Genomic DNA, 24,820 nt, shown 5'->3' with positions numbered 1-24,820 from the left:
GGCCTGCCGCCTCCCCACGTACGCGCTCGGTACTGCACGTCAGGGTAAGACCTCGGGCCGGGCGTCGGGCCGGGGGTGGCGGCGAGGACTCGCAGAAGTACAAAACGAGCCCTCGCCGGGCCTCACGAGTAGAGGTTGTGCTTGCTCATCTCGTGGACGTGGTCATGGTCGTGGTGGTGGGTGTGGCCCGCGGGTGCGTCCTCGGGGAACTCGCCGGGCACATGGGGCTCGGTGACCGGGAGCGACGAGTCCGCGGAGAGGTCCCAGGCGGAGGCCGGCCGGTTGCGGGCCACCATTTCCGCGCCCAGGGCGGCGACCATCGCACCGTTGTCGGTGCACAGCTTGGGCCGCGGCACCCGCAGGGTGATGCCGGCGTCCTCGCAGCGGCGCTCGGCCATCGCCCGCAGCCGGGAGTTGGCCGCGACCCCGCCGCCGATCATCAGGTGGTCCACACCGTTGTCCTTGCAGGCCCGGACGGCCTTACGGGTCAGCACATCCACCACGGCCTCCTGGAAGGACGCCGAGACGTCCGCCACCGGCACCTCCTCACCGGCCGCCCGCTTGGCCTCGATCCAGCGGGCCACCGCCGTCTTCAGACCGGAGAAGGAGAAGTCGTAGACCGGGTCACGCGGGCCGGTCAGACCGCGCGGGAAGCGGATCGCGTCGGGGTTGCCCTCGCGGGCGTAGCGGTCGATGACCGGGCCGCCCGGGAAGCCGAGGTTCAGCACCCGCGCGATCTTGTCGAACGCCTCACCGGCCGCGTCGTCGATGGTCGAGCCCAGCGGCCGTACGTCGGAGGTGATGTCCGGGGCCAGGAGGAGCGACGAATGGCCGCCGCTCACCAGCAGGGCCATGGTCGGCTCCGGCAGCGCGCCGTGTTCCAGCTGGTCGACGCAGATGTGCGAGGCGAGGTGGTTGACGCCGTAGAGCGGCTTGCCGAGGGCGTAGGCGTACGCCTTGGCGGCCGAGACGCCGACCAGCAGCGCACCGGCCAGGCCCGGTCCCGCGGTGACCGCGATCCCGTCCAGGTCGGAGGCCGCGACCCCGGCCTCCTTCAGGGCGCGCTGGATGGTGGGGACCATCGCCTCCAGGTGGGCGCGCGAGGCCACCTCCGGCACCACGCCGCCGAAGCGGGCGTGCTCGTCGACGCTGGAGGCGACCGCGTCGGCGAGGAGGGTGTGGCCGCGGACGATGCCGACACCGGTCTCGTCGCAGGAGGTCTCGATGCCGAGGACGAGCGGTCCGCCGCGTGAGTCAGCCATGGTTCTCAAGTTCCTTGTACGGAGGGTGCTTCGGAGGAGGTCTGGGTGGTGCGGCGCATCACGAGGGCGTCGACATTGCCGGGCTGGTAGTAGCCGCGGCGGAAGCCGATCGGCTCGAAGCCGAAGCGCTCGTAGAGGCGCTGGGCGCGGAGGTTGTCGACCCGGACCTCCAGCAGCACCTCATGGCATTCGAAGTCCGTTGCGGCGCCGAGGAGTTCGGTCAGCAGCCGGGCGCCGAGGCCGGTGCCCCACTGGTCGCGGGCGGTGGCGATGGTCTGGATGTCGCCGGTGCCGTCGACGGCGGCCAGCCCGCCGTAGCCCACCAGCCGGCCGGCCTGCTCGGCGACCAGGTAGCGGCGGGTGGCGTACGGCCCGCGCGCATGCGCCAGCTCGGACCAGAACATGCCCGGCGACCAGGCGTCCTCGGGGAACAGCTCCCGCTCCAGCTCCAGCACCGGCGCTATGTCCCACCAGCGCATCTCGCGCAGCACGGCCTCGGGCCGGGCGACATCGCCGCGCCGGGGGTCCCCCCGGACAGCGTCTGGGGGAGGCGCCGAGGTCTGCTGGTCGGGCGACGGGCGGGAACTCACCGGGGAGTGACCACCTTGTAGTTGGCGGGCACCTGGGCGTCCGGACGCCGCAGATACAGCGGCTGCGGCGGCAGCAGCTCCTCGCCCGCCGCGAGCTTCCCGGCGGCCAGCTCGGCCAGCGCGGCGGCGGACTGGTGCTCGGGCGCCTCGCGCCGTACGCCGGTGAAGACCGTGTCGTAGAGCAGCGCGCCCGCGCCCACGGCCGGGACGCCGGCCACCTGGTCGGCGAGGTCCGCGGGGCGGTCGACGGCGGGTTCGGTCAGCCTCGTGCGGGCATCGCCGTAGCGCGCCCAGTAGACCTCTTTGCGGCGGGCGTCGGTGGCCACGATGAAGGGCTCGGTCAGCCCGGAGGCGTGGGCGAGGCCGTCCAGGGTGCACAGACCGTGGACGGGTACGCCGAGCGCGGCGCCGAAGGTGGCGGCGGTCACCAGGCCGACGCGCAGCCCCGTGTACGGTCCCGGGCCCACGCCGACCACGATGTCGCTGACCTCGTCGAGCTTGTGGCCGGCCTCGGCCAGCACCCGGTCGACGGCGGGCAGCAGCAGCTCGCCGTGCCGGCGCGCATCCACCTGGCGGGACTCGGCGAGGACGCGGGTGCCGTCATGGAGCGCGACGGTGACGGCGGGGGTGGCGGTGTCAAGAGCTAGCAGCAGCACGTCCTTAAGACTACGGCTCGGCGGGTGGTTCCGGTTCCCGGTGCTACCGTCGCCCCCGTAGCCCAGCAGCAAGCAGCCCGGCGCCCTGGCCCGGGACTCCCCGCCGGTGGCAGGGAGAGGGAGGAAAGGTGGCACAGCGGTGCCCGCTAAGAGCAGCACGATCGTCACCGCGCTGACCACGGCGGCCGTGGTCGCGGTCGGAGTGCTCGGCTACCAGGCCGCGGCGTCCGCCCCGGACACCCTCACCGAGGCCCGTAAGGACAGCCACCACAGCACCCCCAAGAAGCAGCCGGACCGGTCCGGCAAGAAGGAGAAGGCCCCCGCTCCGGCCCCGGTCCCCCCGGCGTCCGGCAAGGGCCAGCGGATCGTCTACTCGCTCGACGCCAAGCGGGTCTGGCTGGTCGGCGCGCAGGAGAAGGTGCGGCGTACGTTCACGGTCGCGCCGAGCACGGTCAGCCCGCCGCCCGGGACCTACGCGGTCGGCTCGCGGTCGGTCAGCGTCACGGGCTCGGACGGGATAGCGATCGAGCATGTGGTGCGGTTCGCCACCGTCGGCAACGTCACGATCGGCTTCAGCGCGGCCGTCGACGGCTCCCGGCCCACACCGGACCCGTCGAAGAAGACCGGCGGTATCCGTGAGTCGCGGGACGACGGCAAGGCGATGTGGGACTTCGCGCTGCAGGGCACCAAGGTCGTCGTGGTCTCCTGACCACGCGGCTCCCGGACCGTCCGCCTTTCGCCCCTACGGGCTACGCCGCGTCGCGGCCCCCGGTGGACGCCGTCCCGGGCTCGGACTCCTCCTCCGCCTCCGGCTCGTCCGCCGGCCCCGCGGGCCTGCCCTGACGGGCTTCTTCGGCGGCGTCGGGGGGCGTGGAGACCGCGCTGGCCGCGGCGCCCGCCGCCAGCAGCTCATTCATGGTCGGCGTCTCGCGCGCATCGCGCCCGGCCGCCGCGAAGGGGGTGCTCTCACGCCCGTCGGGCGTGGGGGCGGGCTGGTGGGCCGACATGGACGCCTCCCGGGGCTCCTGGGGCAAGCGACAGAAGCTAGGCTGGCTACTTAGGCTCACCTAACTGGGGTCTCCACCCATGTCACCACGCCCGGCACCCGGTACGCAACATCTTACCGACGGCTTGTCGGAAACTACGGACGTCCGGCCGGATCCATGACCGGGCGAAACGGCCGCCGCGGCCGCCCGCCCCGTCGTCAGCAGGTCTCCAGCGCGGGCAGACCGGCGTCGGCCCAGCGCGCACCGAGACCGGTGACCGTCACCTCGCGCACATCGTCCGCCCCGGCCTCCAGGGCCGCCTCCGGGCCGCCCGGCGCGTCCGCCCCCACGGCGCGCCCGATGACCACATGCAGCCGGTCCTCGGACAGCTCCTCGACCTTGCCGTCGCCCCACTCCACGACCACCACCGACTCCGGCAGCGAGACATCGAGGTCCAGGTCCTCCATCTCGTCCAGCCCGCCGCCGAGCCGGTACGCGTCGACGTGCACCAGCGGGGGGCCGCCGGCCAGCGAGGGGTGCACCCGGGCGATGACGAAGGTGGGAGAGGTCACGGCGCCGCGCACGCCCAGGCCCTCGCCCAGGCCGCGGGTCAGCGTCGTCTTGCCGGCTCCCAGCTCACCGGTGAGCAGTACCAGGTCACCGGGGCGCAGCAGCGGGGCCAGACGGCGGCCCAACTCCTGCATCTGTTCGGGGGACTTGACGGTAATGTGCGCCATCGCGCCGGTGGTGCTCATGCCGCAAATGGTACGTCCCGCCCGTAGCCCCGCCGCCACCCCTCGGTCTGCCGGGCCAAGCCCCGGCAGACCGGGCCGGGGCTCAGGCGCGGGCGTGCCGGGAGCTGCGGGCCGCCGCGCCGGCCCGTTCCACCAGGGACACCAGGTGCTCATTGACCAGCTCGGGCCGCTCCAGCATCACCAGATGCCCGGCGCCGGGGACGCACACCAGCTCCGCGTCGGGCAGCACCTCGACGATCGCCCGGCTGTGGTCGGCCGGGGTGATCAGATCGCTCTCCCCGGCGAGCACCAGCGCGGGCACCGCGTCGTACGCGACCAGCGCCTCGGTCTTGTCATGCACCGCGAACGCCGGGAAGAACTCGGCGACCACATCGATCGGGGTCGCCTCGATCAGCCGCTCGCCGAAGCGCGCGATGCCCGGGTCCACCTTCTCCGGCGTCCCGAACGAGTACCGCTTGATCAGCCCCGCGAACAGATCGGCGGTGGCCCGCCGTCCGCGCTCGACGATCTCGCTCTGCCAGCCCAGCGCCTTCAGCACGCCCGGCGCGAGCCAGTGGAAGGCCTTGACGCCCATGGACGGCAGCCCGAAGGCGACCTCGCTGAGCCGGCCCGCGGACGTGCCGATCAGGGCCACCCCGACCACCCGCTCCGCGACGTACTCGGGGAACTGGTCGGCCAGCGCCATCACCGTCATGCCGCCCATGGAGTGCCCGACCAGCACGATCGGCCCCTCGGGGACCGCGGCGTCCAGTACCGCCTTCAGGTCCCGGCCCAGCAGGTCGATGGTGACCGGTTCCGTGCCGTCGATCTGGCCGTGGCCGCGCGAGGAGCGGCCGTGGCTGCGCTGGTCCCAGTGGACGGTGCGCACCGTGCCGCGCAGTGCGGAGCGCTGGAAGTGCCAGGAGTCCTGGCTGAGGCAGTAGCCGTGGCTGAAGACGACCGTGGGAGCCGCGGAGCGCCGCCCCAGCGCCGCCGTCAGCCGCTTGCGCAGACCGCTCTGGGCCTCCTGCGCGGCCCGCGCCTCCTTCCCGCGGACGGGCTTGGCGGACCGGTCGGCCTTGGCGCCCTTGCCGTTCCTGGCCTTGCCCTGGTGGTCGTCCTTCTCCGGCCTGGCCGACTCCACGCCCGGCTCGTCGACCTCGTAGTACAGCTCGGTGCCGTCCTCGGCGATCGCCGCGCCCGGTGTGCCGCGCAGCGTGCCGTACGGGCCGGCGGCGTCCAGCGCGAGCCGGGCGCGGCGGCGCATCCCGCGGCCGACCGTCATCCGCTCTATCGCCACCCCGGCCGCGGCGCCCGCCGCGACCACACCGATCGCGGCACCGGCCACGCCGGCGTGCCGGCCCGCCCGTGCCCAGTTGCCGGCCGCCTCGACGGCCGTCTCGACCGCCTGCGCGGCGGCCTCCTGTCCCTCGGTCATGCCGTACCCCCCGTGAGCGCGCTGTCTCCTCCGGCTTCGTTCCGTATGCCGCTGTCCACATAGACGCGCGGGACCCGGCTTCCGATCCGTGTGACGATCTCGTAGCCGATGGTTCCGGCCACCCGGGCCCAGTCCTCCGCGGTCGGCTCACCGCGGTCCCCCGGGCCGAACAGCACCGCCGGATCGCCCGGCTCGGCGCTGTCGCCGCCCAGGTCGACCACGAACTGGTCCATCGCGATCCGCCCGGCGACCGTCCGCCACTTGCCGGCGACCAGCACCGGGCCGGTGCCGGAGGCGTGCCGCGGGATGCCGTCCGCATAGCCGAGGGGGACCAGCGCCAGGCTGGTCTCGCCGGGGGTCGTGTAGTGGTGCCCGTACGACACGCCGTGGCCGCCCGGGACACGCTTGACCGACGCGAGCGAGGCCTCCAGCGTCATCGCGGGCCGCAGCCCGAAGTCCTGGGAGGTGCCGACCTCGGGGCTGGGCGAGATGCCGTAGATGCCGATGCCGGTGCGGACCAGGTCGAAGTGCGCCTCGGGGAGGGTCAGCAGCGCCGGGGTGTTGGCGATGTGCCGCACCTCGGGGCGCAGCCCGGCCGCCCCGGCGGTCTTCAACGCCTCCTGGAAGACGGCCAGCTGGGCGGCGATCGAGGGGTGCCCGGGCTCGTCGGCGCAGGCGAAGTGCGACCAGACGCCGGTGACGGCCACCGTGCCCTCGGCCTCGGCGGCACGGGCCGCGGCGGTCAGTTCCGCCCAGTCGGCGGGCGCGCAGCCGTTGCGGCCGAGCCCGGTGTCGATCTTGAGCTGGACCCGGGCGGTCCGGCCGCACTCCCGCGCCGCGCCGGTCACCTCGCGCAGCGCCCACATCCCGCTCACCGCGACGTCGATGTCCTGCTCGACGGCCCGGCGCCAGGGGCCGCCCGGCGTCCACAGCCAGCACAGCAGCCGCCCGGTGTCGCCCGCCGCACGCAGCGCGAACGCCTCCTCGGGCAGCGCCGTGCCCAGCCAGCCCGCACCGGCCTCACGGGCGGCGCGCGCACAGCGCACCGCCCCGTGTCCGTAGCCGTCGGACTTGACCACGGCCATCAGCTCTGCCCGGGGTGCGCGGTCCCGCAGTGCACGCACGTTCGACCGCACGGCGGCGAGGTCGATGGCGGCGCGGGCGCGCTTTGCTGTCTCGTTCATCCCCCTCAGTGTCGCAGGCGACGCCGCGGGGCCCCGGGGGACGGGCGGGGAAACCGCGCTCACACGCCGGGCTTCCGCCCCCAGACGTACACGGTGTCGCCCTTCCGCAGCACTTCCCACGCCCTCCGCGCGTCCGTCATGGTGAGGTTGACGCAGCCGTGCGAGCCGGGCCCCGAGAAGATGTCCTCGTAGACGCCGTGCAGCGCCTCCCCGCGGTCGAAGAACTGGGCGTACGGCATCCGCGTGCCGTACAGGTTCGAGATGTGGCGCCGGTGCCGCAGATAGATCCGGTACGAACCGGTGCGGGTCTCCATCGTCGGCGCGCCCGACCGGATCACCACCGGTTCGAGGATCACCCGCCCGCTCTGCTGCACCCACATCAGCTGCCGGTTCAGATCGACACACGCGGTCCGCTGGGGAAGGTCCGGGCAGTGCCCGGCCCGGTTGGGGTCCTTCTTGGCCCGCATCAGCCGCACCGTCGCCCCGGTGACCGGTCCCGCGAATCCGGTCGCCGGCGCGATGCGGTGCGCCTGCTGGAACCGCCGGATCGCCCGGCAGTCCCCCGTGCTCTGCCGCCCGTCCACCTGCCGCCCCAGATAGCGCTCCGCCTGCCGCTGGTAGGGCCCGGTGGAGGCGCTGCACCGCAGCGCCCTGGTGCCGGCGTGCGCCGCCTCGGACCGCGGCACGTACTCGATGTGCCGCGACCCGGCTGCCTCCCGCCCCGCGCGCGGGATCCCGGGAACCAGGTCGGGCAGTCGGTACGCGGCGGACGGGGGCGTCACGGCCACCGCGGGCGACGGCGCCACGGCCACCGCGGGCGGCCCGGCGACAACGAGGAGCGAGGCGCAGACCAGCAGCGCGGAAAAGGTGCGTTTCATGCCCTCACGCATGCCGTGACCGCGCGGTCGTACAAGCCCACCGGGCACCAGGTTCGCCCTGGTGCCCGCACCGTTCCCCCGCGGGGCGTAACGGCCGCACCGGCAGCTGTCAGTCCGTCACATCACGCCAGGCGGCGTCCAGATGGGCGGCGACCTCCGAGGCCAGGATCGGCGCCCCGGCCGGCCCGGCCGCGCGGCGGGCCGCCAGCCCGTGCAGATACGCGCCGACGGAACCCGCGTCCCGCGCCGGGAGTCCCGCGGCGAGCAGCGACCCGGTCACCCCCGACAGCACGTCCCCGCTCCCGGCCGTAGCCAGCCAGCTGGTCCCGGTGGGGTTGACCCGTACCGGACCGTCCGCCTCCGCCACCAGCGTCGTCGAGCCCTTGAGCAGCACCGTGGCACCGTATTGCGCCGCCAACTCCCGTACGGAGGCCAGCCGTGCCGCCTCGACCTCCTCGCGCCCGCGTCCGAGCAGCGCGGCGGCCTCCCCCGCATGCGGCGTCAGCAACGTCTCGGCCGTCCGCTCCCGGGTTCGCTGCGGCGACAGGAACCGCAGACCGTCCGCGTCCACCAGCACCGGCACCTCCGCCGCCAGCACCTCCTCCAGCGCGTCCGCCTCCTCCCCGATGCCGGGCCCGATCACCCACGCCTGCACCCGGCCCGCCTTGTCCGGCGGCCCGGGATGCACCAGCGTCTCCGGGAAGTGCGCCAGCACCGCCTCGGCGGCCGGCCCGACATACCGCACGGCCCCCGCGCCGCCCCGCAACGCGCCCGCCACCGCGAGCACCGCCGCCCCCGGATACCGCGCGGAGCCGGCGACCACCCCGACCACGCCCCGCCGGTACTTGTCGCTCTCGGGCACCGGACGCGGCAGCAGATCCGCCACGTCCGCATGCTGCAGCGCCTCCATCTCGGCGTCCTCCGGCAGCGTGAGCCCGATGTCCACCAGCCGCAGCGCGCCCGCCCGCTCCCGCGCCGGATCGATCAGCAGCCCCGGCTTGTACGCGCCGAACGTCACCGTCGCATCGGCCCGTACGGCGTCCCCGTGCACCTCACCGCTGTCCGCGTCCACACCGCTGGGCAGATCGACCGCCACCACCCGCGCCGACTCCCATGCGGCCCGGGCGAGTTGCGCGGCCTCCGGGCGCAGCCCGCCCCGCCCCCCGATCCCGACGATGCCGTCCACGACCAGATCGGCCCGTCCGATGTCCCGCAGCGCATCGTCCGAAACCCGCCCCCCGGCCGCCCGCAGCGCGGCCAGCCCGCCCTGATGGGCCCGTTCGGGCGACAGCAGCACGGCCACCACCCCGGCCCCTCTCCGGGCCAGCCGGGCACCGGCGTACAGCGCGTCCCCGCCGTTGTCACCGCTGCCCACCAGCAGCACCACCCGGCTGCCGTACACCCGCCCCAGCAACTCCCCACAGGCCACGGCCAGTCCGGCCGCCGCCCGCTGCATCAGAGCCCCTTCGGGCAACCGCCCCATGAGCTCCCGCTCCGCGCCCCGCACGGTCTCCACGCTGTAAGCAGTCCTCATACCGCCCAGTCTCACCCCTCACCCACCGGCCGACCCGCATTTCCCCCCACCGGGCAGGCCAGTCCGTGATCCGAGGGACCGGCACAGCCCCTGGGGGAGAGTTGGGGGGCGAGCCGAGGAGGGGACGGCGACCACCTACCTCCCCGCCACCCGAAGCAGCACCCCGCACGTCCTCCCCCGGCCCCGGCCCCCCACGGCCCGACACCGCCGAACACACGGAAGGGGACGGGCCGGAGGAGGCGGTGTCAGGACGTAAAGCGAAGCAGTCCTGACACCGCCTCCGGAGGCCCGTCCCCGCACCACAACGCTCGGGGCGCGCCCGCACCACAAGGGCAGGCGCCGCGGCCGTGCCTCACCCCTCCGCAATCACCACAGCAGAAGCCACCCCCGCGTCATGACTCATCGACACATGCCACGACCGCACCCCGAGCTCCACCGCCCGCGCCTCGACCGTCCCCTGCACCCGCAGCCGCGGCTGCCCGCTGTCCTCGACATACACCTCGGCATCGGTCCAGTGCAGCCCGCCCGGCGCCCCGAGCGCCTTGGCCAGCGCCTCCTTGGCGGCGAACCGCGCCGCCAAGGAGGCGATACCGCGCCGTTCACCACTCGGCAGCATCAGCTCCTCGTCGATGAACAGCCGCCGCGCCAGCTCCGGCGTACGCTTCAGCGCCTCGCCGAAGCGGTCGATCTCGGCGACATCGATCCCGACCCCGATGATCATTCCACCGTCACCGACTTGGCGAGGTTGCGCGGCTGGTCGACCTCGTTGCCGCGAGCGGTGGCCAGCTCGCAGGCGAAGACCTGCAGCGGGACCGTGGACACCAGCGGCTGCAGCAGCACCGGCGTCCGCGGGATCCGTACGAGGTGATCCGCGTACGGCACCACCGTCTCGTCCCCCTCCTCCGCGATCACGATCGTGCGCGCCCCCCGGGCCCGGATCTCCTGGATGTTCGACACGATCTTGTCGTGCAGCACGGACCGCCCCCGCGGCGACGGCACGACCACCACCACCGGCAGATCGTCCTCGATCAACGCGATCGGCCCGTGCTTGAGCTCCCCGGCCGCGAAGCCCTCCGCGTGCATGTACGCGAGCTCCTTGAGCTTCAGCGCACCCTCCAGCGCCACCGGATAGCCCACATGCCGCCCGAGGAAGAGCACCGTGTTCTTGTCGGCGAGGGAGCGCGCCAGCTCCCGTACCGGCTCCATCGTGCCCAGCACCTGCTCGACCTGGGTGCCGATGGCCGCCAGTTCGCGCACCACGTCCCGGATCTCGTCGCCCCACTTCGTGCCCCGCACCTGCGCGACGTACAGCGCCACCAGATAGCAGGCCACCAGCTGGGTCAGAAACGCCTTCGTGGAGGCGACCGCCACCTCGGGCCCGGCGTGCGTGTACAGCACCGCGTCCGACTCCCGCGGGATGGTCGACCCGTTCGTGTTGCAGATGGCGAGCACCTTCGCGCCCTGCTCCCGCGCATGCCGCAGCGCCATCAGGGTGTCCATCGTCTCGCCGGATTGGCTGATCGCGATGACCAGCGTGTGCCGGTCCAGGATCGGATCGCGGTAGCGGAACTCACTCGCCAGCTCCGTCTCGCACGGGATCCGGGTCCAGTGCTCGATCGCGTACTTGGCGATCATCCCCGCGTGGTACGCCGTCCCGCACGCCACGATGACGACCTTGTCGACCTCGCGCAGCACCTCCGGCGGGATCCGCACCTCGTCCAGCGACAGCACGCCCGACCCGTCGATCCGCCCCAGCAGCGTGTCCGCGACGGCCTTCGGCTGCTCCGCGATCTCCTTCAGCATGAAGTAGTCGTAGCCGCCCTTCTCGGCGGCCGAGGCGTCCCAGTCGACGTGGTACTCCCGCACCTCGGCGGGCACCCCGTCGAAGTCGGTGACCGTCACACCGTCCCGGCGCAGCTCCACGACCTGGTCCTGGCCCAGCTCGATCGCCTCACGGGTGTGCGCGATGAACGCCGCCACATCCGAGGCCAGGAAGGCCTCGCCGTCCCCGACACCGACCACCAGCGGCGAGTTACGGCGCGCTCCGACGACCACATCCGGCTCATCGGCATGCACCGCGACCAGCGTGAACGCGCCCTCCAGCCGCCGGCACACCTGCCGCATCGACTCGGCCAGCTCCCCGCAGGACGAATAGGCCTCGGCGAGCAGATGCGCCACGACCTCGGTGTCCGTCTCGGACGCCAACTCATGCCCGCGGTCGGTGAGTTCGGCGCGCAGCCCGGCGAAGTTCTCGATGATGCCGTTGTGCACGACCGAGACCCGGCCGGCGTTGTCCAGATGCGGGTGGGCGTTCTCGTCGGTGGGCCCGCCGTGAGTGGCCCACCGGGTGTGCCCGATACCCGTCGAACCGGCCGGCAACGGACGGTCCGCCAGCTCCTTCTCCAGGTTGGCGAGCTTCCCGGCCTTCTTGGCCGCCGCCAGACCACCGTCCGCCAGCACGGCCACCCCCGCGGAGTCATACCCGCGGTACTCCAGCCGCTTCAGCCCGGCCAGGACGACATCAAGGGCGCTCTGCCCGCCCACATATCCCACGATTCCGCACATGCAGGCAGCGTACGCGCCACGCCCTACGGCACCACGTACGACCACGCACCCAGCTCACCGGCCGCTGCCCGCCCTTCCCGAACGGGCAGACCACCAGCCGCCCTTGCTACACACACGGGTTCCGGCAGGGACCGGGGCGGGAGCCCACCGCCCCCTCAATACCCCCGCTGTATCCGCTCCTGCGCCTCCCGCACCGTCTCCAGGAACTCCTCGTCCGCCTCCGCGTCCGCGCCGGGGCCGGTGCCCGGCTCGTAGCGTTCCAGGACGTCGGCGAGGTCCTCGCCCAGATCCTCGTCCGGGAGGTCCTCCGCCAGCTCGGCGTGGACCCTGGCTGCGAAGCAGTCCGACGCGGTGTCCGTTCCCCGGCCGCCGTTCGCTCCGGCGGTCCTCCCCCACGGCCGCTGTCCCAGCAGACCGGCCTTACGCGCGCGCACACGCACCCCCTGATTCGTCCAGAGGCCCGGAGCCGGGCCTCTCCCCGTCACCGACGGTACCGGGCAATATCCGCCGGGTACAGACGACCAGGCTGAGAAGCACCCGAGCCGGGCCCGACGTCCACAAGACCGCGCCGGCCGGCACCCCGAGATGAACGGTGTGTGGCGGCTGCGCACAATGGGCGCGTGCCCCTGACGACCGATCCGCAGCAACGACGCCGCGCCGACAGCTCCCCGTACGTCGATCTGACGCGCGCACAGTGGAGCGCCCTGCGGGAGAAGACCCCGCTGCCCCTGACGGCCGACGAGGTCGAACAGCTGCGTGGCCTGGGCGATGTCATCGACCTCGACGAGGTGCGCGATGTCTATCTCCCGCTGTCCCGGCTCCTCAACCTCTATGTCGGCGCCAGCAGCAATCTGCGCGGTGCGCTGAACACCTTCCTCGGCGACGTGGGCAGCGGCCCCCAGCCCGGCACCCCGTTCGTCATCGGGGTCGCGGGCAGCGTGGCGGTGGGGAAGTCCACCACCGCCCGGCTGCTGCAGGCGCTGCTGGCCCGATGGCCCGAGCATCCGCGCGTCGAGCTGGTCACCACCGACGGGTTCCTCTTCCCCAACGCCGAGCTGCACCGGCGCGGTCTGATGTCCCGCAAGGGCTTCCCGGAGTCCTACGACCGGCGGGCGCTGACCCGCTTCGTCGCGGATGTGAAGTCCGGCAGGGCCGAGGTCACCGCACCGGTCTACTCCCACCTGATCTACGACATCGTGCCGGGCGAGCAGCTGACCGTGCAGCGCCCCGACATCCTCATCGTCGAGGGCCTCAACGTCCTCCAGCCGGCGCTGCCCGGCAAGGACGGCCGCACCCGCCTCGGGCTCGCCGACTTCTTCGACTTCTCCGTCTACGTCGACGCCCGCACCGAGGACATCGAGAAGTGGTACCTGGGCCGCTTCCGCAAGCTGCGCGAGACCGCCTTCCAGAACCCGTTCTCGTACTTCCGCAAGTACACCCAGGTCTCCGAGGACGAGGCCCTCGACTATGCGCGCATGATCTGGCGCACCGTCAACAAGCCCAATCTGCAGCAGAACGTCGCCCCGACCCGCGGCCGCGCCAACCTGGTGCTGCGCAAGGGGCCGGACCACAAGGTGCAACGGCTGTCGTTGCGCAAGCTCTAGGGAAGGCGAACGCCGTGCTGCATCTGCGCCTGATCGTCCCTGCGGACCGTACGGACGAGGTGCTCCAGCTGCTGGAGGAGACCGTCGGGACGGCCCATCTCGTCGTGCTGAGCGGGGCGGCCCGTGATCCGCGGGGCGATGTGGTGATGTGCGATGTCGCGCGGGAAGCCGGTGACGGACTGCTGGCCCGGCTGCGGGAGACGGGCCTCGACAAGACCGGTTCGATCGCCCTGGAGCACATCGATCTGTCGCTGTCCCGGCGCGCCGACCGGGCGGCGGACGAGGCACCCGGCGAGGGCGCGGACGCCGTCCTGTGGGAGTCGCTGACCGACGCCACCCACGAGGAGTCCACGCTCTCGGCCACCTACCTCGCGTTCCTGACCCTCGCCACGATGATCGCGGCCTGCGGTGTGGTCCTGGACAACGCCATCCTGATCGTCGGCGCGATGGCGGTCGGCCCCGAGTTCGGCCCGCTGGCGGGGATCTCCACCGCCCTGGTCCGGCGCGCTCCGCGGCTGGCCTGGCGCTCGCTGGTGGCGCTGATCGGCGGCTTCGCCCTGGCCATGGTGCTGACCTGCGGCTTCAGCTACTTCATGGACGCGGTGGGGCTGTTCACCGAGCAGAAGGCCGGGGGCCCGCGCCCCAATACGTCGTTCATCTGGCAGCCGGACTGGATGTCGTTCGTGGTGGCCTTCCTCGCCGGTGTCGCCGGCACCCTCTCGCTGACCTCGGCGAAGTCCGGCGCCCTGGTGGGCGTGGCCATCTCCGTCACGACCGTCCCCGCCGCCGCCAACGCCGCGGTCGCCTTCGCCTACGGCGACTACCCGCAGACCTGGGGCTCCTCCACCCAGCTCGTCCTGAACCTGGCGGGCATCGTGATCGCCGGCACCCTCACCCTGGTCACCCAGAAGCTCCTGTGGGCCCGGCACGGCGCCCAGCCGGTGGCCCGCTAGCGCCACAAAACGGCCTCGCCCCGGGGTGGCAGCTGCCACCCCGGGGCGAGGCCGGAGAACTCCGCGGAACCCGCGGTGCGTCAACGGCGGCCGCGGCCACCGCGTACGGCACTCATCCCAGCGCCGACTTGACCGCGTCCGCCAGCCGCTCGGCCACCGCACGGGCCTGCTCGATGTCCGCCGCCTCCACCATCACGCGCACCAGCGGCTCCGTACCGGACGGCCGCAGCAGCACCCGCCCGGTGGCGCCCAGCTCCCGCTCCGCCTCGCCGACCGCAGCGGTCACCTCGGGCGAGGTGGCCACCCGGGACTTGTCGACGTCGGGGACGTTGATCAGGATCTGCGGCAGCCGCTCCATGACGCCCACCAGCTCGGCCAGCGGCCGGCCGGTCGCGGCGAGCCGCGCGGCCAGCATCAGACCGGTCAGCGTGCCGTCGCCGGTGGTGGCGTGGTCCAGCACGATGACGTGCCCGGACTGCTCGCCGCCCAGCGCGAAGCCGTGCGCCTTCATCTCCTCCAGGACGTACCGGTCGCCGACCGCGGACTGGACGAGGTCGATGCCCTCGCGCTCCATGGCCAGCTTGAAGCCCAGGTTGGACATGACGGTGGCGACGACGGTGTTCTTGCGCAGCGTGCCCGCCTCGCGCATGCCGAGCGCCAGGACGGCCAGGATCTGGTCGCCGTCGACCTCGTTGCCGTCGCGGTCCACGGCCAGGCAGCGGTCCGCGTCGCCGTCGTGGGCGACACCCAGGTCGGCGCCGTGCTCGACGACGGCGGCACGCAGCAGCTGCAGGTGGGTGGAGCCGCAGCCGTCGTTGATGTTCAGGCCGTCGGGGTCGGTGCCGATCGTGATGACATCGGCGCCGGCCCGCGCGAACGCCTCGGGCGAGACCCGCGCCGCCGCGCCGTGTGCGCCATCGATGACGATCTTCAGCCCGTCCAGACGGTTGGGCAGCACGCCGACGAGGTGCGCGACATAGTTGTCGAAGCCCTCGTCATAGACGGTGACCCGGCCCACGCCGGCACCGGTCGGCCGCTCCCAGGGCTCGCCGGAGCTGTGGGCGCGGTAGGTCTGCTCGATACGGTCCTCCAGCTCGTCAGCGAGCTTGTGGCCGCCGCGGGCGAAGAACTTGATGCCGTTGTCGGGCATCGGGTTGTGGCTGGCGGAGAGCATCACGCCCAGGTCCGCGCCGAGCGAGCCGGTCAGATACGCGACCGCCGGGGTCGGGAGCACCCCCACCCGCAGCACGTCCACGCCGGCGCTGGCCAGGCCCGCGACGACCGCGGCCTCCAGGAACTCACCGGACGCGCGTGGATCGCGTCCGACCACCGCCACCGGCCGGTGACCTTCGAATGTGCCGGCTTCCGCGAGCACATGCGCCGCAGCGACCGACAGACCGAGCGCCAGCTCCGCCGTCAGATCCGCATTGGCGACGCCGCGCACACCGTCCGTGCCGAAGAGTCGTCCCACTGGTGTCCTCCGAGTAGATGAGCTTGGACCAGAGCATTAAGTCCAGGTATACGCCCCTGGTCGTGGATAGCCGAACGCCCCGGCAGCACGGAGGTGCCACCGGGGCGTTCGCCAAGATGCTGCATGGTGCAGCGCGCGCGATTAGCGCTTGCTGTACTGCGGCGCCTTGCGGGCCTTCTTCAGACCGGCCTTCTTGCGCTCGACCGCACGGTCGTCACGCTTGAGGAATCCGGCCTTCTTCAGCGCGCCGCGGTTGTTGTCCACGTCCGCCTCGTTCAGCGCACGGGCCACGCCCAGGCGCAGCGCACCGGCCTGGCCGGAGATGCCGCCGCCGGAGATGCGGGCGACAACGTCGTAGCGGTTGTCGAGCTCGAGCACCTTGAAGGGCTCGTTGACTTCCTGCTGGTGCACCTTGTTGGGGAAGTAACCCTCAAGGGTGCGACCGTTGATCTTCCACTGGCCGGTGCCCGGGACGATCCGGACGCGGGCGATGGCGTTCTTGCGACGGCCCAGGCCGGCGGCCGGCTGCGGGTCGCCGAAGCGGGAGGCGAGGGACTCGGAGGTGTACTCCGACTCCACGACCTCGGTCTCAGTGGTGTATTCCTCGACGGCGTCGTCGTTCTCGATGACGGTCTCGGGAGTGGTCTCGGCCACGATGCTCCTCAGAATTCTCTGTCGTCTTAGGGGGTGGCCGGACTTACTGCGCGACCTGGGTGATCTCGAACGGGACCGGCTGCTGCGCAGCGTGCGGGTGCTCAGCGCCCGCGTAGACCTTCAGCTTCGAGAGCATCTGACGGCCGAGGGTGTTCTTGGGGAGCATGCCCTTGATGGCCTTCTCGACGGCCTTCTCGGGGTTCTTGTCGAGCAGCTCGTCGTAGCGGACGGAGCGCAGACCGCCCGGGAAGCCCGAGTGGCGGTAGGCCATCTTCTGGGTCCGCTTGTTGCCGGACAGGTGCACCTTGTCGGCGTTGACGATGATGACGAAGTCACCCATGTCAACGTGCGGCGCGTAGACGGGCTTGTGCTTACCCCGCAGGAGGGACGCGGCCTGGGTGGCCAGACGGCCCAGGACAACGTCCTGCGCGTCAATGATGTGCCACTGGCGCTGGACATCGCCGGGCTTGGGGCTGAACGTACGCACGGTTAGCCTTCGCTTCTTCAGAGGTGGGGTATCCCCAGGGCCTGAGGCCGCGGGGACGGGTCCTGTACTGGTCACCGCTGCCGATCACACCAGCAGGAGCGGCACTACGGGTGACGCAACCCGATCGTCCGTCGCTGGTCATCGGCCCGGTGGACCGCGTAAGGGCCCCCTCACGTGAGATAGAGCAAGCCAATACGCATAACGAACAGGCAGAATACCGGCCCGGCCCCGGTGGGGTCAAAACGCCCCCCGAACCGGCGTGCGGTCCCGGTCCGCCGACGCTGTCACGGTGACCGTGAGTATCACCCGTCTCACGGTACTCACCCGCACCGCCGGCGCACCGCCCGGCCCGCCGCGCCTACCGCGACCGCTCCACCCGCCGCTCGTCCCACACCGGCTCCGCCGTCTCCCGCACCAGCCCGTCCGACCCGAACACCAGGAACCGGTCGAAGGACCGGGCGAACCACCGGTCGTGGGTGACCGCGACCACCGTCCCCTCGTACGCCTCCAGCCCCTCCTGCAGCGCCTCCGCCGACTCCAGGTCCAGGTTGTCGGTCGGCTCGTCGAGCAGCAGGGCGGTCGTACCGGACAGCTCCAGCAGCAGGATCTGGAAGCGTGCCTGCTGGCCGCCGGAGAGCCGGTCGAAGCGCTGCTCGGCCTGCTTCTCCAGCTCGTAGCGGCGCAGGACGGACATGGCGCCGCCCCGGTCCTTGGCATGTTCCTTCCAGAGGATGTCCAACAGGGTGCGGCCCTCCAGCTCGGGATGCGCATGGGTCTGCGCGAAGTGACCGGGCACGACGCGCGCCCCGAGCTTCCACTCCCCCGTGTGCCGTACGTCGTCCCCGGCGAGCAGCCGCAGGAAGTGCGACTTGCCCGAGCCGTTGGACCCCAGGACCGCGACCCGCTCGCCGTAGAAGACCTCCAGCGAGAACGGCTTCATCAGGCCGGTCAGCTCCAGGTCCTTCGCCGTGAGGGCGCGGACACCGGTGCGGCCGCCGCGCAGCCGCATCGTGATCTCCTGCTCCCGCGGCGGCTCCTGCGGCGGCCCGGCCTCCTCGAACTTCCGCAGCCGGGTCTGCGCGGCCTGATAGCGGGAGGCGAGGCCGTCGTTGAAGGCGGCCTTGTTCTTGAGCATGTTCACGAGCTGCTTGAGCTGCACATGCTTCTCGTCCCAGCGCCGCCGCAGCTCCTCGAAGCGGGCGAAGCGCTCGCGCCGGGCCTCGTGGTACGTGCCGAACCCGCCGCCGTGCACCCAGACGTCGGAGCCCGCCGGCCCCGGCTCCACGCTGACGATCTTCTCCGCGGCGCGGGCCAGCAGCTCCCGGTCGTGCGAGACGAACAGCACCGTCTTCCGCGTCTCCCGCAGCTGCTGCTCCAGCCACCGCTTCCCGGGGACGTCGAGGTAGTTGTCCGGCTCGTCGAGCAGCAGCACCTCGTCGGGCCCGCGCAGCAGTGCCTCCAGCACGAGCCGCTTCTGCTCACCGCCCGAGAGCGTCCGCACCTGCCGCCACTGCGCCTTCTCGTACGGCATCCCCAGCGCCGCCGTCGTGCAGATGTCCCATGCGGCCTCGGCCTCGTAGCCGCGCGCCTCGGCCCAGTCGCTGAGTGCCTGGGCGTAGGCCATCTGCGCGGCCTCGTCGTCGTCCTCGGCGGTCATGATCGCCAGCTCGGCGGCGTCCACCGCGGCGGCCGCCTCCCTGATCCGCGGCTGCGCCACGGAAACCAGCAGGTCACGCACCGTGCGCTCATCCCGTACGGAGCCCACGAACTGCGGCATCACCCCCAGCCCGCCGCTGACCGTCACCGCCCCGCCGTGCGGCTGCAGCTCCCCCGCGATCAGCCGCAGCAGCGTCGTCTTGCCGGCGCCGTTGGCTCCCACCAGCGCGACCGACGCGCCCTCCCCCACCCGGAAGGACACATCCCCCAGCAGGACCCTCCCGTCCGGGAGGTAGTACTCCAGATGTCCGGCCTCAAGATGTCCCATGAGCGGGATTGTGACCGGCCTCCAAGCCTTCTACCAACCCCATTAGGATGCGCGGCATGAGCTTTGGGCAAGGCGGGCCGTTCGACGGCCCCGGGGGTTCTTCGTCGTCGACGCCGGACTGGGGCGCACTCGCCGAGGAGAGTGAGGCACAGACCCGCCGCAAACGCCGGCTGTGGATCGGCGGCGGCGCGCTGGCCGCCCTCGCGGTGGCCGGCATCGTCACCGCCGCCGTCATGACGAGCGGCGGCTCGAAGGGCGGCAAGCCGACGGCGGGGCCCACCGCCTCCGACGAGGCCGCGGTGCCGGACGACAAGCCGTCCTTCCCGGACGTCTCGGTCCCGCCCCCGCCCAACCCGCGGGACTACATCTCCGACCCCAAGAAGGACAAGGCGCCGCTGACACCCGCCACCCTCTTCGCGCAGAAGAGCATGGTCGTCGGCGAGCACAGCTACCCGCGCACCAAGACCGCCACCACCAAGGACTGCACCGCCGGCGCCCAGGGCCCGCTGGTCTCCTCGCTGTCCCACAACGGCTGCCGGCAGCTGCTGCGTGCCACCTACTCCAAGGGCGGCGTCGCGGTCACCATCGGCGTCGCGGTCTTCGACTCGCCCGCCAAGGCCGCCAAGGTCATGAACGAGAACAAGGCCAACCTCATGCCGCTGCCCGGCGGCGGGGTCCCCTCGGACTTCTGCCAGGGAACCAAGTGCCGGATGGCGACCAACGCCACCGGCCGCTACGCCTACTTCACGATCGCCGGCTACCTCAACGGCAAGGACGTCACCGGCACCGAGACCAAGGCCCAGCAGATCGCCCGGGACGGCGGCGCCTACGCGTTCAGCCAGATCACCCAGCGCGGCAAGGACCAGGCCGCGAAGGCCGCCGAGCAGCAGCTCAAGGACGCGCAGAAGAAGGCCGGCCAGTCCTGACGCCCCCGGTGGCGCCGCCTTTCCGACGGCGCCACCACCGGGCGGCCCGGGCCGCCGCTCAGCAGCAGCCGGCCGCCGGCAGCGTCCGCTTGTTCCGCGCCTCCTGGTTGCGCGCCATCAGCAGATCGTCGGCCGGATAGCCGACCTCCTCCAGCGTCAGACCGTGGGGCCGGACGACATGCACGGCGGAGTCCCGCACCCCGGCGGCCAGCACCTTGCCGGGCCACTCCACCGGCCGGTGCCCGTCCCCGACGAACAGCATCGCCCCGACCAGCGACCGCACCATGTTGTGGCAGAAGGCATCCGCCCGCACGGTCGCCGTGATGATCCCGTCCGCGCCCCGCACCCAGCTCAGCTCCTGGAGCGTACGGATCGTCGTCGCGCCCTCCCGCCGCTTGCAGTACGCCGCGAAGTCGTGCTCACCCAGCAGCGGCCGGGAGGCCTCGTTCATCGCCTCGACGTCCAGCTCCCAGTCGTGCCACAGCACATGGCCGCGCAGCAGCGGATCCACCCCGCCGTGGTGATCGGTCACCCGGTACGCATAGCGCCGCCAGATCGCCGAGAACCGCGCATTGAACCCGTACGGCGCCTCGGTGAGCCGCCACACCCGCACGTCCTTCGGCAGCCGCCCGGCCAGCCGCCGCAGCAGCTTGTCCTGGTGCTCGGCCCACAGCTCCGCGGGCAGATCCACATGCGCCACCTGCCCCCGCGCATGCACGCCCGCGTCCGTACGGCCCGCCACGGTGAGCTCATACGTCTCCCCGGAGCGCGTCACCGTCCGCAGCGCGTCCTCGATCTCCCCCTGGACGGTCCGCCGCCCGCCGGCCTGCTTCGCCCACCCGGAGAAGTCCTTTCCGTCGTAGGAAAGGTCCATCCGCACCCGGACCAGGCCCGGCTTCACTTCGTCACTCACACCAGCAATCCTCTCAACCCCGCGCGGTGCCGCCCGCACCCGAACGCGAAAGCGGGCCCGCCCCGAAGGGCGAACCCGCTCACGCGTCAGTCAGGACTCAGGCGTCCTTCGACTCCTCGGTCGCCTCGGCAGCCGTGGCCGCCTCCGCGTCCTTGGCCGCACGCTTGGTCGCGGCCTCGGCCTCACCGGTGGCCTGCTGGGCCACGGTCAGCGCCTCCACCAGCTCGATGACGGCCATGGGAGCGTTGTCGCCACGACGGTTACCGATCTTGGTGATACGGGTGTAGCCACCCGGGCGGTTCTCGAACCGCGGGGCGATCTCCGTGAAGAGCGTGTGCACGACGCTCTTGTCCGAGATCAGCTGCATGACCTGACGGCGGTTGTGAAGGTCGCCCTTCTTCGCCTTGGTCACCAGACGCTCCGCGTACGGACGCAGACGACGGGCCTTGGCCTCGGTCGTCGTGATGCGGCCGTGCTCGAAGAGCGCGGTGGCCAGGTTGCGCAGCATGAGGCGCTCGTGCGCAGCGCTGCCGCCCAGACGGGCACCCTTGGCGGGCTTCGGCATTTTCTTTCTCCTTGGTATCTGCCCCGGCCGTATCAGGTACCGAGGTCAGGACCCGGTGAGCGGTTGCTCACCGGCAACAACCAGCCCCTCCCGCGAGGAGAGGGACGGGACCCCCGCGCCCTGTAAGGGGCGCGGGGAACTGCGCGACCGGCCACAGCCGGCCCGCAGCCGAAATCAGGCCGTCCGGCCCGAGCTCTTAGTACTGCTCGGTCTCGACGAACCCGGCGTCCGCGTCGTCGTCCGCGCCGAAGGCGTCGGCGGCGGCGGTCGGGTCGAACCCGGGAGGCGAGTCCTTCAGCGCCAGGCCCATGCCGGCCAGCTTCGCCTTGACCTCGTCGATCGACTTCGCACCGAAGTTGCGGATGTCGAGCAGGTCGGCCTCGGAGCGCGCCACGAGCTCACCCACGGAGTGGATGCCCTCACGCTTGAGGCAGTTGTACGAGCGGACCGTGAGCTCCAGCTCCTCGATCGGCAGCGCCAGGTCGGCGGCCAGGGCGGCGTCCGTCGGGGACGGGCCCATGTCGATGCCCTCGGCGTCGATGTTGAGCTCGCGCGCCAGACCGAACAGCTCGACCAGGGTCTTACCGGCGGACGCCATGGCGTCACGCGGGCGCATGGCCTGCTTGGTCTCGACGTCGACGATCAGCTTGTCGAAGTCGGTGCGCTGCTCGACACGGGTCGCCTCGACCTTGTAGGTGACCTTGAGCACCGGCGAGTAGATGGAGTCGACCGGGATACGGCCGATCTCCTGGCCCACCTGCTTGTTCTGCACGGCGGAGACATAGCCGCGACCGCGCTCGACGGTCAGCTCCATCTCCAGCTTGCCCTTGCCGTTCAGGGTGGCGAGGACCAGGTCCGGGTTGTGCACCTCGACACCGGCCGGGGGCGCGATGTCAGCAGCGGTGACCAGGCCGGGACCCTGCTTGCGCAGGTACATCACGACCGGCTCGTCGTGCTCGGAGGAGACGACCAGCTGCTTGATGTTGAGGATGAGGTCGGTGACGTCCTCCTTGACGCCCGGCACGGTGGTGAACTCGTGCAGGACACCGTCGATGCGGATGGACGTGACCGCCGCACCCGGGATCGAGGACAGGAGGGTCCGACGCAGGGAGTTGCCGAGGGTGTAGCCGAAGCCCGGCTCCAGCGGCTCGATCACGAACCGGGAGCGGTATTCGTCGACGACCTCTTCGGTCAACGAGGGACGCTGAGCAATCAGCATGGTGTTCGATCCTTCAGTCGTGGACGCCCGCTATTTGACGCCCGCTGTACTGACAAGGGTACGGGCGGCACGGCGCCATCGGCTCCGTACCGCCCCCACCGGTCAGCTCTTACTTGGAGTAGAGCTCAACGATCAGCTGCTCCTGCACCTGGGTGTCGATCACCTGGCGCTCGGGCATGCTGTGCACGAGAATCCGCAGGTTCGACGGAATCGCTTCCAGCCAGGCCGGAACCGTCTTCTCGCCGGCCTCGGCCTTGGCCACCTCGAAGGGGGTCAGGTTCCGAGAGCCCTCGCGGACCTCGACGATGTCGTTCACGGACACACGAGCCGACGGGATGTCGGTCTTGCGGCCGTTCACGTTGATGTGTCCGTGACGGACCAGCTGACGGGCGTGGTCGCGGGACTTGGCAAAGCCGGCCCGGTAGACCACGTTGTCGAGGCGGGTCTCAAGGATGCGCAGAAGGTTCTCACCGGTCTTGCCGGTCTTCTGGTTCGCTTCCTTGTAGTAGTTCACGAACTGCTTCTCAAGGACACCGTAGATACGGCTGCACTTCTGCTTCTCACGAAGCTGGAGCAGGTACTCGCTGTCCTTGGTGCGCCCGCGACCGTGCTCACCCGGGGGGTAAGGACGGATCTCGATCGGGCACTTCGCGCTCTCGCACTTGCTCCCCTTGAGGAAGAGCTTCTGCTTCTCCCGACGGCAACGCTTGCAGTCGGCCCCGGTGTAACGCGCCATTGTCTAGTTGTCTCCTACTTCAGGTGGTCAGACGCGGCGACGCTTGGGCGGGCGGCATCCGTTGTGAGGAGTGGGGGTGACGTCCTGGATCGAACCCACCTCGAGGCCGGTGGCCTGGAGGGAGCGGATCGCGGTCTCACGGCCGGAGCCGGGACCCTTGACGAAGACGTCGACCTTGCGCATGCCGTGCTCCTGCGCGCGGCGGGCGGCCGACTCGGCGGCCATCTGCGCGGCGAAGGGGGTGGACTTGCGCGAGCCCTTGAAGCCGACGTGGCCGGCAGAGGCCCAAGAGATCACGTTGCCCGTGGGGTCCGTGATCGAAACGATCGTGTTGTTGAACGTGCTCTTGATGTGAGCGTGCCCGTGGGCAACGTTCTTCTTCTCCTTGCGGCGCACCTTCTTGGCGCCGGCCGTACGGCCCTTCGGAGGCATTCATTACTCCCGTGGAGGTGGTCGGTCCTACAAGCGAAGACCGCTGGTAAGCGTCCTGCTGAGGACTACTTCTTGCCCGGCTTCTTCTTGCCGGCGATCGCGCGACGCGGGCCCTTGCGGGTACGGGCGTTCGTGCTGGTGCGCTGACCGTGCACCGGCAGACCGCGACGGTGACGCAGACCCTGGTAGCAGCCGATCTCGACCTTGCGGCGGATGTCGGCCTGGATCTCGCGACGGAGGTCACCCTCGGTCTTGAGGTTGTTGTCCACGTACTCGCGGATCTTGACGAGGTCTTCCTCGGCCAGGTCGCGAACACGGGTGTTCGGGTTCACGCCGGTGGCGGCGAGAGTCTGCTGCGACAGCGTCCGCCCGATACCGAAGACGTAGGTGAGGGCGACCTCCACACGCTTTTCGCGCGGGAGATCAACGCCTGCGAGGCGTGCCATTGATGTGGCTCCTGATGGCTATTCGGAGGTCTTCCGCAGCACCGTTCCCGTAAGACTCTGAAGAATTACGAGCCGGGTCCCCGGCCTCCGAGCCGGGGGTGTCGTCCCCACGCGAGTGATGCGGGGGTCGGGTGACTGCGTATGTACGTATGTGCTTGCGTCGCGCGAAAACTGCGAAATGCAGGTGGTCGGCGTGCGTCAGCCCTGGCGCTGCTTGTGGCGCAGGTTGTCGCAGATGACCATGACCCGGCCGTGGCGGCGGATCACCTTGCACTTGTCGCAGATCTTCTTGACGCTCGGCTTGACCTTCATGGGATGTGAGGTTCTCCGGGTCAGTGCCGTCACCCCACGGGAGCGGGGCGGCGACAAGATCTACTTGTAGCGGTAGACGATCCGGCCACGCGTCAGGTCGTACGGAGAAAGCTCCACCACGACCCGGTCATCCGGGAGGATACGGATGTAGTGCATCCGCATCTTGCCGCTGATGTGCGCGAGGACCTTGTGACCGTTCTGGAGCTCCACCTTGAACATGGCGTTCGGGAGGGACTCGATCACGGTGCCCTCGATCTCGATGGCACCTTGCTTCTTGGCCACGCTTCGCCC

General features: G+C 71.4%; 28 protein-coding genes. 4 read left to right on the top strand and 24 right to left on the bottom strand.

Annotated features, from left to right (window positions below):
• Positions 1 to 122 precede the first annotated feature (122 nt).
• The 3 genes from tsaD to tsaB are packed head-to-tail and all read right to left on the bottom strand — an operon-like array spanning position 123 to position 2,508.
• On the bottom strand, positions 123 to 1,262 hold the full coding sequence (tsaD, locus tag STRNI_RS24120; protein ID WP_159487760.1) for a tRNA (adenosine(37)-N6)-threonylcarbamoyltransferase complex transferase subunit TsaD: 1,140 nt from the start codon (positions 1,260 to 1,262) through the stop codon (positions 123 to 125).
• 5 nt (positions 1,263 to 1,267) lie between these two features.
• The gene (gene rimI / locus STRNI_RS24115; RefSeq protein ID WP_371874866.1) at positions 1,268 to 1,852 is read right to left on the bottom strand and encodes a ribosomal protein S18-alanine N-acetyltransferase; all 585 of its coding nucleotides are present in this window, start codon (positions 1,850 to 1,852) and stop codon (positions 1,268 to 1,270) included.
• Complete coding sequence (gene tsaB / locus STRNI_RS24110) at positions 1,849 to 2,508, bottom strand: tRNA (adenosine(37)-N6)-threonylcarbamoyltransferase complex dimerization subunit type 1 TsaB (protein ID WP_018090862.1); 660 nt, start codon at positions 2,506 to 2,508, stop codon at positions 1,849 to 1,851. Before tsaB ends, rimI begins: the two co-directional genes overlap by 4 nt.
• A 139-nt stretch (positions 2,509 to 2,647) precedes the next feature.
• Between tsaB and STRNI_RS24105 the strand changes: the two genes are divergently transcribed.
• Complete coding sequence (locus STRNI_RS24105) at positions 2,648 to 3,217, top strand: L,D-transpeptidase (RefSeq protein ID WP_018090863.1); 570 nt, start codon at positions 2,648 to 2,650, stop codon at positions 3,215 to 3,217.
• A 40-nt stretch (positions 3,218 to 3,257) separates the two neighbouring features.
• Here STRNI_RS24105 and STRNI_RS24100 read toward each other — a convergent pair whose 3' ends face one another.
• From STRNI_RS24100 to STRNI_RS24060, 9 genes are all read right to left on the bottom strand, one after another.
• Complete coding sequence (locus STRNI_RS24100; protein WP_277411971.1) at positions 3,258 to 3,515, bottom strand: hypothetical protein; 258 nt, start codon at positions 3,513 to 3,515, stop codon at positions 3,258 to 3,260.
• A 197-nt stretch (positions 3,516 to 3,712) separates the two neighbouring features.
• Positions 3,713 to 4,249: a tRNA (adenosine(37)-N6)-threonylcarbamoyltransferase complex ATPase subunit type 1 TsaE gene (gene tsaE, locus STRNI_RS24095; protein ID WP_109890576.1), complete on the bottom strand. Its 537-nt coding sequence runs from the start codon at positions 4,247 to 4,249 to the stop codon at positions 3,713 to 3,715.
• 82 nt (positions 4,250 to 4,331) lie between these two features.
• Positions 4,332 to 5,666, bottom strand: coding sequence for an alpha/beta fold hydrolase (locus tag STRNI_RS24090; protein WP_018090866.1), 1,335 nt, complete (start codon positions 5,664 to 5,666; stop codon positions 4,332 to 4,334).
• Positions 5,663 to 6,850 carry an alanine racemase gene (alr, locus tag STRNI_RS24085; RefSeq protein ID WP_018090867.1) on the bottom strand — a complete coding sequence of 396 codons (1,188 nt, stop codon included), beginning with the start codon at positions 6,848 to 6,850 and terminating at the stop codon, positions 5,663 to 5,665. The genes STRNI_RS24090 and alr overlap by 4 nt, the downstream gene beginning before the upstream one ends.
• A 59-nt stretch (positions 6,851 to 6,909) precedes the next feature.
• Positions 6,910 to 7,728 carry a L,D-transpeptidase family protein gene (locus STRNI_RS24080; protein WP_093640414.1) on the bottom strand — a complete coding sequence of 273 codons (819 nt, stop codon included), beginning with the start codon at positions 7,726 to 7,728 and terminating at the stop codon, positions 6,910 to 6,912.
• 109 nt (positions 7,729 to 7,837) lie between these two features.
• A complete protein-coding gene (locus STRNI_RS24075) occupies positions 7,838 to 9,262 on the bottom strand; it encodes an NAD(P)H-hydrate dehydratase (RefSeq protein WP_159487756.1) in 1,425 nt (474 codons plus the stop codon).
• A 352-nt stretch (positions 9,263 to 9,614) separates the two neighbouring features.
• Positions 9,615 to 9,983, bottom strand: a complete 369-nt coding sequence (locus STRNI_RS24070) for a holo-ACP synthase (protein WP_018090870.1) — start codon at positions 9,981 to 9,983, stop codon at positions 9,615 to 9,617.
• The gene (gene glmS / locus STRNI_RS24065) at positions 9,980 to 11,827 is read right to left on the bottom strand and encodes a glutamine--fructose-6-phosphate transaminase (isomerizing) (protein ID WP_026169842.1); all 1,848 of its coding nucleotides are present in this window, start codon (positions 11,825 to 11,827) and stop codon (positions 9,980 to 9,982) included. The genes STRNI_RS24070 and glmS overlap by 4 nt, the downstream gene beginning before the upstream one ends.
• A gap of 155 nt (positions 11,828 to 11,982) precedes the next feature.
• Positions 11,983 to 12,261: a hypothetical protein gene (locus STRNI_RS24060; protein ID WP_229838327.1), complete on the bottom strand. Its 279-nt coding sequence runs from the start codon at positions 12,259 to 12,261 to the stop codon at positions 11,983 to 11,985.
• 186 nt (positions 12,262 to 12,447) lie between these two features.
• On the opposite strand from STRNI_RS24060, the gene coaA reads away from it, so the two are divergent.
• On the top strand, positions 12,448 to 13,431 hold the full coding sequence (gene coaA / locus STRNI_RS24055; protein WP_159487752.1) for a type I pantothenate kinase: 984 nt from the start codon (positions 12,448 to 12,450) through the stop codon (positions 13,429 to 13,431).
• A 14-nt stretch (positions 13,432 to 13,445) separates the two neighbouring features.
• Positions 13,446 to 14,384, top strand: coding sequence for a DUF389 domain-containing protein (locus tag STRNI_RS24050; RefSeq protein WP_277411970.1), 939 nt, complete (start codon positions 13,446 to 13,448; stop codon positions 14,382 to 14,384).
• A 112-nt stretch (positions 14,385 to 14,496) separates the two neighbouring features.
• Here STRNI_RS24050 and glmM read toward each other — a convergent pair whose 3' ends face one another.
• The 4 genes from glmM to STRNI_RS24030 all read right to left on the bottom strand — a co-directional run bounded on the left by glmM (position 14,497) and on the right by STRNI_RS24030 (position 18,980).
• On the bottom strand, positions 14,497 to 15,855 hold the full coding sequence (glmM, locus tag STRNI_RS24045) for a phosphoglucosamine mutase (RefSeq protein WP_277411969.1): 1,359 nt from the start codon (positions 15,853 to 15,855) through the stop codon (positions 14,497 to 14,499).
• Between the two features lie 141 nt (positions 15,856 to 15,996).
• The gene (gene rpsI, locus STRNI_RS24040; RefSeq protein WP_018090882.1) at positions 15,997 to 16,509 is read right to left on the bottom strand and encodes a 30S ribosomal protein S9; all 513 of its coding nucleotides are present in this window, start codon (positions 16,507 to 16,509) and stop codon (positions 15,997 to 15,999) included.
• Between the two features lie 43 nt (positions 16,510 to 16,552).
• Positions 16,553 to 16,996: a 50S ribosomal protein L13 gene (gene rplM / locus STRNI_RS24035; RefSeq protein WP_006604900.1), complete on the bottom strand. Its 444-nt coding sequence runs from the start codon at positions 16,994 to 16,996 to the stop codon at positions 16,553 to 16,555.
• A gap of 358 nt (positions 16,997 to 17,354) precedes the next feature.
• Positions 17,355 to 18,980: an ABC-F family ATP-binding cassette domain-containing protein gene (locus STRNI_RS24030; protein ID WP_277411968.1), complete on the bottom strand. Its 1,626-nt coding sequence runs from the start codon at positions 18,978 to 18,980 to the stop codon at positions 17,355 to 17,357.
• A gap of 56 nt (positions 18,981 to 19,036) precedes the next feature.
• Between STRNI_RS24030 and STRNI_RS24025 the strand changes: the two genes are divergently transcribed.
• Positions 19,037 to 19,906: a hypothetical protein gene (locus STRNI_RS24025; RefSeq protein WP_277411967.1), complete on the top strand. Its 870-nt coding sequence runs from the start codon at positions 19,037 to 19,039 to the stop codon at positions 19,904 to 19,906.
• A 58-nt stretch (positions 19,907 to 19,964) separates the two neighbouring features.
• On the opposite strand, the gene truA is transcribed toward STRNI_RS24025, so the two are convergent.
• The 8 genes from truA to infA all read right to left on the bottom strand — a co-directional run bounded on the left by truA (position 19,965) and on the right by infA (position 24,811).
• The gene (gene truA, locus STRNI_RS24020) at positions 19,965 to 20,819 is read right to left on the bottom strand and encodes a tRNA pseudouridine(38-40) synthase TruA (RefSeq protein WP_093640399.1); all 855 of its coding nucleotides are present in this window, start codon (positions 20,817 to 20,819) and stop codon (positions 19,965 to 19,967) included.
• Positions 20,820 to 20,916: 97 nt separating this feature from the next.
• Positions 20,917 to 21,384, bottom strand: coding sequence for a 50S ribosomal protein L17 (gene rplQ, locus STRNI_RS24015; protein WP_018090886.1), 468 nt, complete (start codon positions 21,382 to 21,384; stop codon positions 20,917 to 20,919).
• A 196-nt stretch (positions 21,385 to 21,580) separates the two neighbouring features.
• Entirely contained in the window at positions 21,581 to 22,603 is a 1,023-nt protein-coding gene (locus STRNI_RS24010; RefSeq protein ID WP_003956430.1) for a DNA-directed RNA polymerase subunit alpha, read from the bottom strand.
• A gap of 109 nt (positions 22,604 to 22,712) precedes the next feature.
• On the bottom strand, positions 22,713 to 23,339 hold the full coding sequence (rpsD, locus tag STRNI_RS24005; protein ID WP_006604895.1) for a 30S ribosomal protein S4: 627 nt from the start codon (positions 23,337 to 23,339) through the stop codon (positions 22,713 to 22,715).
• Between the two features lie 27 nt (positions 23,340 to 23,366).
• Entirely contained in the window at positions 23,367 to 23,771 is a 405-nt protein-coding gene (rpsK, locus tag STRNI_RS24000) for a 30S ribosomal protein S11 (RefSeq protein WP_004571845.1), read from the bottom strand.
• Between the two features lie 65 nt (positions 23,772 to 23,836).
• Positions 23,837 to 24,217 carry a 30S ribosomal protein S13 gene (gene rpsM, locus STRNI_RS23995; RefSeq protein WP_018090888.1) on the bottom strand — a complete coding sequence of 127 codons (381 nt, stop codon included), beginning with the start codon at positions 24,215 to 24,217 and terminating at the stop codon, positions 23,837 to 23,839.
• Between the two features lie 198 nt (positions 24,218 to 24,415).
• On the bottom strand, positions 24,416 to 24,529 hold the full coding sequence (rpmJ, locus tag STRNI_RS23990; protein WP_003956441.1) for a 50S ribosomal protein L36: 114 nt from the start codon (positions 24,527 to 24,529) through the stop codon (positions 24,416 to 24,418).
• Between the two features lie 60 nt (positions 24,530 to 24,589).
• Positions 24,590 to 24,811: a translation initiation factor IF-1 gene (gene infA / locus STRNI_RS23985; RefSeq protein ID WP_003956442.1), complete on the bottom strand. Its 222-nt coding sequence runs from the start codon at positions 24,809 to 24,811 to the stop codon at positions 24,590 to 24,592.
• Between the last annotated feature and the right edge of the window lie 9 nt (positions 24,812 to 24,820).

It is taken from the genome of Streptomyces nigrescens (assembly GCF_027626975.1).
GTDB lineage: Bacteria > Actinomycetota > Actinomycetes > Streptomycetales > Streptomycetaceae > Streptomyces > Streptomyces nigrescens.
The sequence above is the reverse complement of the archived record's forward strand: the minus strand, read 5'-3'. Positions and strand labels throughout refer to the sequence as shown.

Coding starts and splice junctions, on each gene's coding strand:
- STRNI_RS24025 (WP_277411967.1), top strand. CDS start 19,037: ATGAGCTTTGGGCAAGGCGGGCCGTTCGACGGCCCCGGGGGTTCTTCG.
- rplQ (WP_018090886.1), bottom strand. CDS start 21,384: ATGCCGAAGCCCGCCAAGGGTGCCCGTCTGGGCGGCAGCGCTGCGCAC.
- STRNI_RS24080 (WP_093640414.1), bottom strand. CDS start 7,728: ATGAAACGCACCTTTTCCGCGCTGCTGGTCTGCGCCTCGCTCCTCGTT.
- rpsM (WP_018090888.1), bottom strand. CDS start 24,217: ATGGCACGCCTCGCAGGCGTTGATCTCCCGCGCGAAAAGCGTGTGGAG.
- alr (WP_018090867.1), bottom strand. CDS start 6,850: ATGAACGAGACAGCAAAGCGCGCCCGCGCCGCCATCGACCTCGCCGCC.
- STRNI_RS24010 (WP_003956430.1), bottom strand. CDS start 22,603: ATGCTGATTGCTCAGCGTCCCTCGTTGACCGAAGAGGTCGTCGACGAA.
- rpsD (WP_006604895.1), bottom strand. CDS start 23,339: ATGGCGCGTTACACCGGGGCCGACTGCAAGCGTTGCCGTCGGGAGAAG.
- STRNI_RS24100 (WP_277411971.1), bottom strand. CDS start 3,515: ATGTCGGCCCACCAGCCCGCCCCCACGCCCGACGGGCGTGAGAGCACC.
- STRNI_RS24075 (WP_159487756.1), bottom strand. CDS start 9,262: ATGAGGACTGCTTACAGCGTGGAGACCGTGCGGGGCGCGGAGCGGGAG.
- STRNI_RS24070 (WP_018090870.1), bottom strand. CDS start 9,983: ATGATCATCGGGGTCGGGATCGATGTCGCCGAGATCGACCGCTTCGGC.
- glmS (WP_026169842.1), bottom strand. CDS start 11,827: ATGTGCGGAATCGTGGGATATGTGGGCGGGCAGAGCGCCCTTGATGTC.
- STRNI_RS24030 (WP_277411968.1), bottom strand. CDS start 18,980: ATGGGACATCTTGAGGCCGGACATCTGGAGTACTACCTCCCGGACGGG.
- tsaD (WP_159487760.1), bottom strand. CDS start 1,262: ATGGCTGACTCACGCGGCGGACCGCTCGTCCTCGGCATCGAGACCTCC.
- tsaE (WP_109890576.1), bottom strand. CDS start 4,249: ATGAGCACCACCGGCGCGATGGCGCACATTACCGTCAAGTCCCCCGAA.
- STRNI_RS24090 (WP_018090866.1), bottom strand. CDS start 5,666: ATGACCGAGGGACAGGAGGCCGCCGCGCAGGCGGTCGAGACGGCCGTC.
- rpmJ (WP_003956441.1), bottom strand. CDS start 24,529: ATGAAGGTCAAGCCGAGCGTCAAGAAGATCTGCGACAAGTGCAAGGTG.
- rpsK (WP_004571845.1), bottom strand. CDS start 23,771: ATGCCTCCGAAGGGCCGTACGGCCGGCGCCAAGAAGGTGCGCCGCAAG.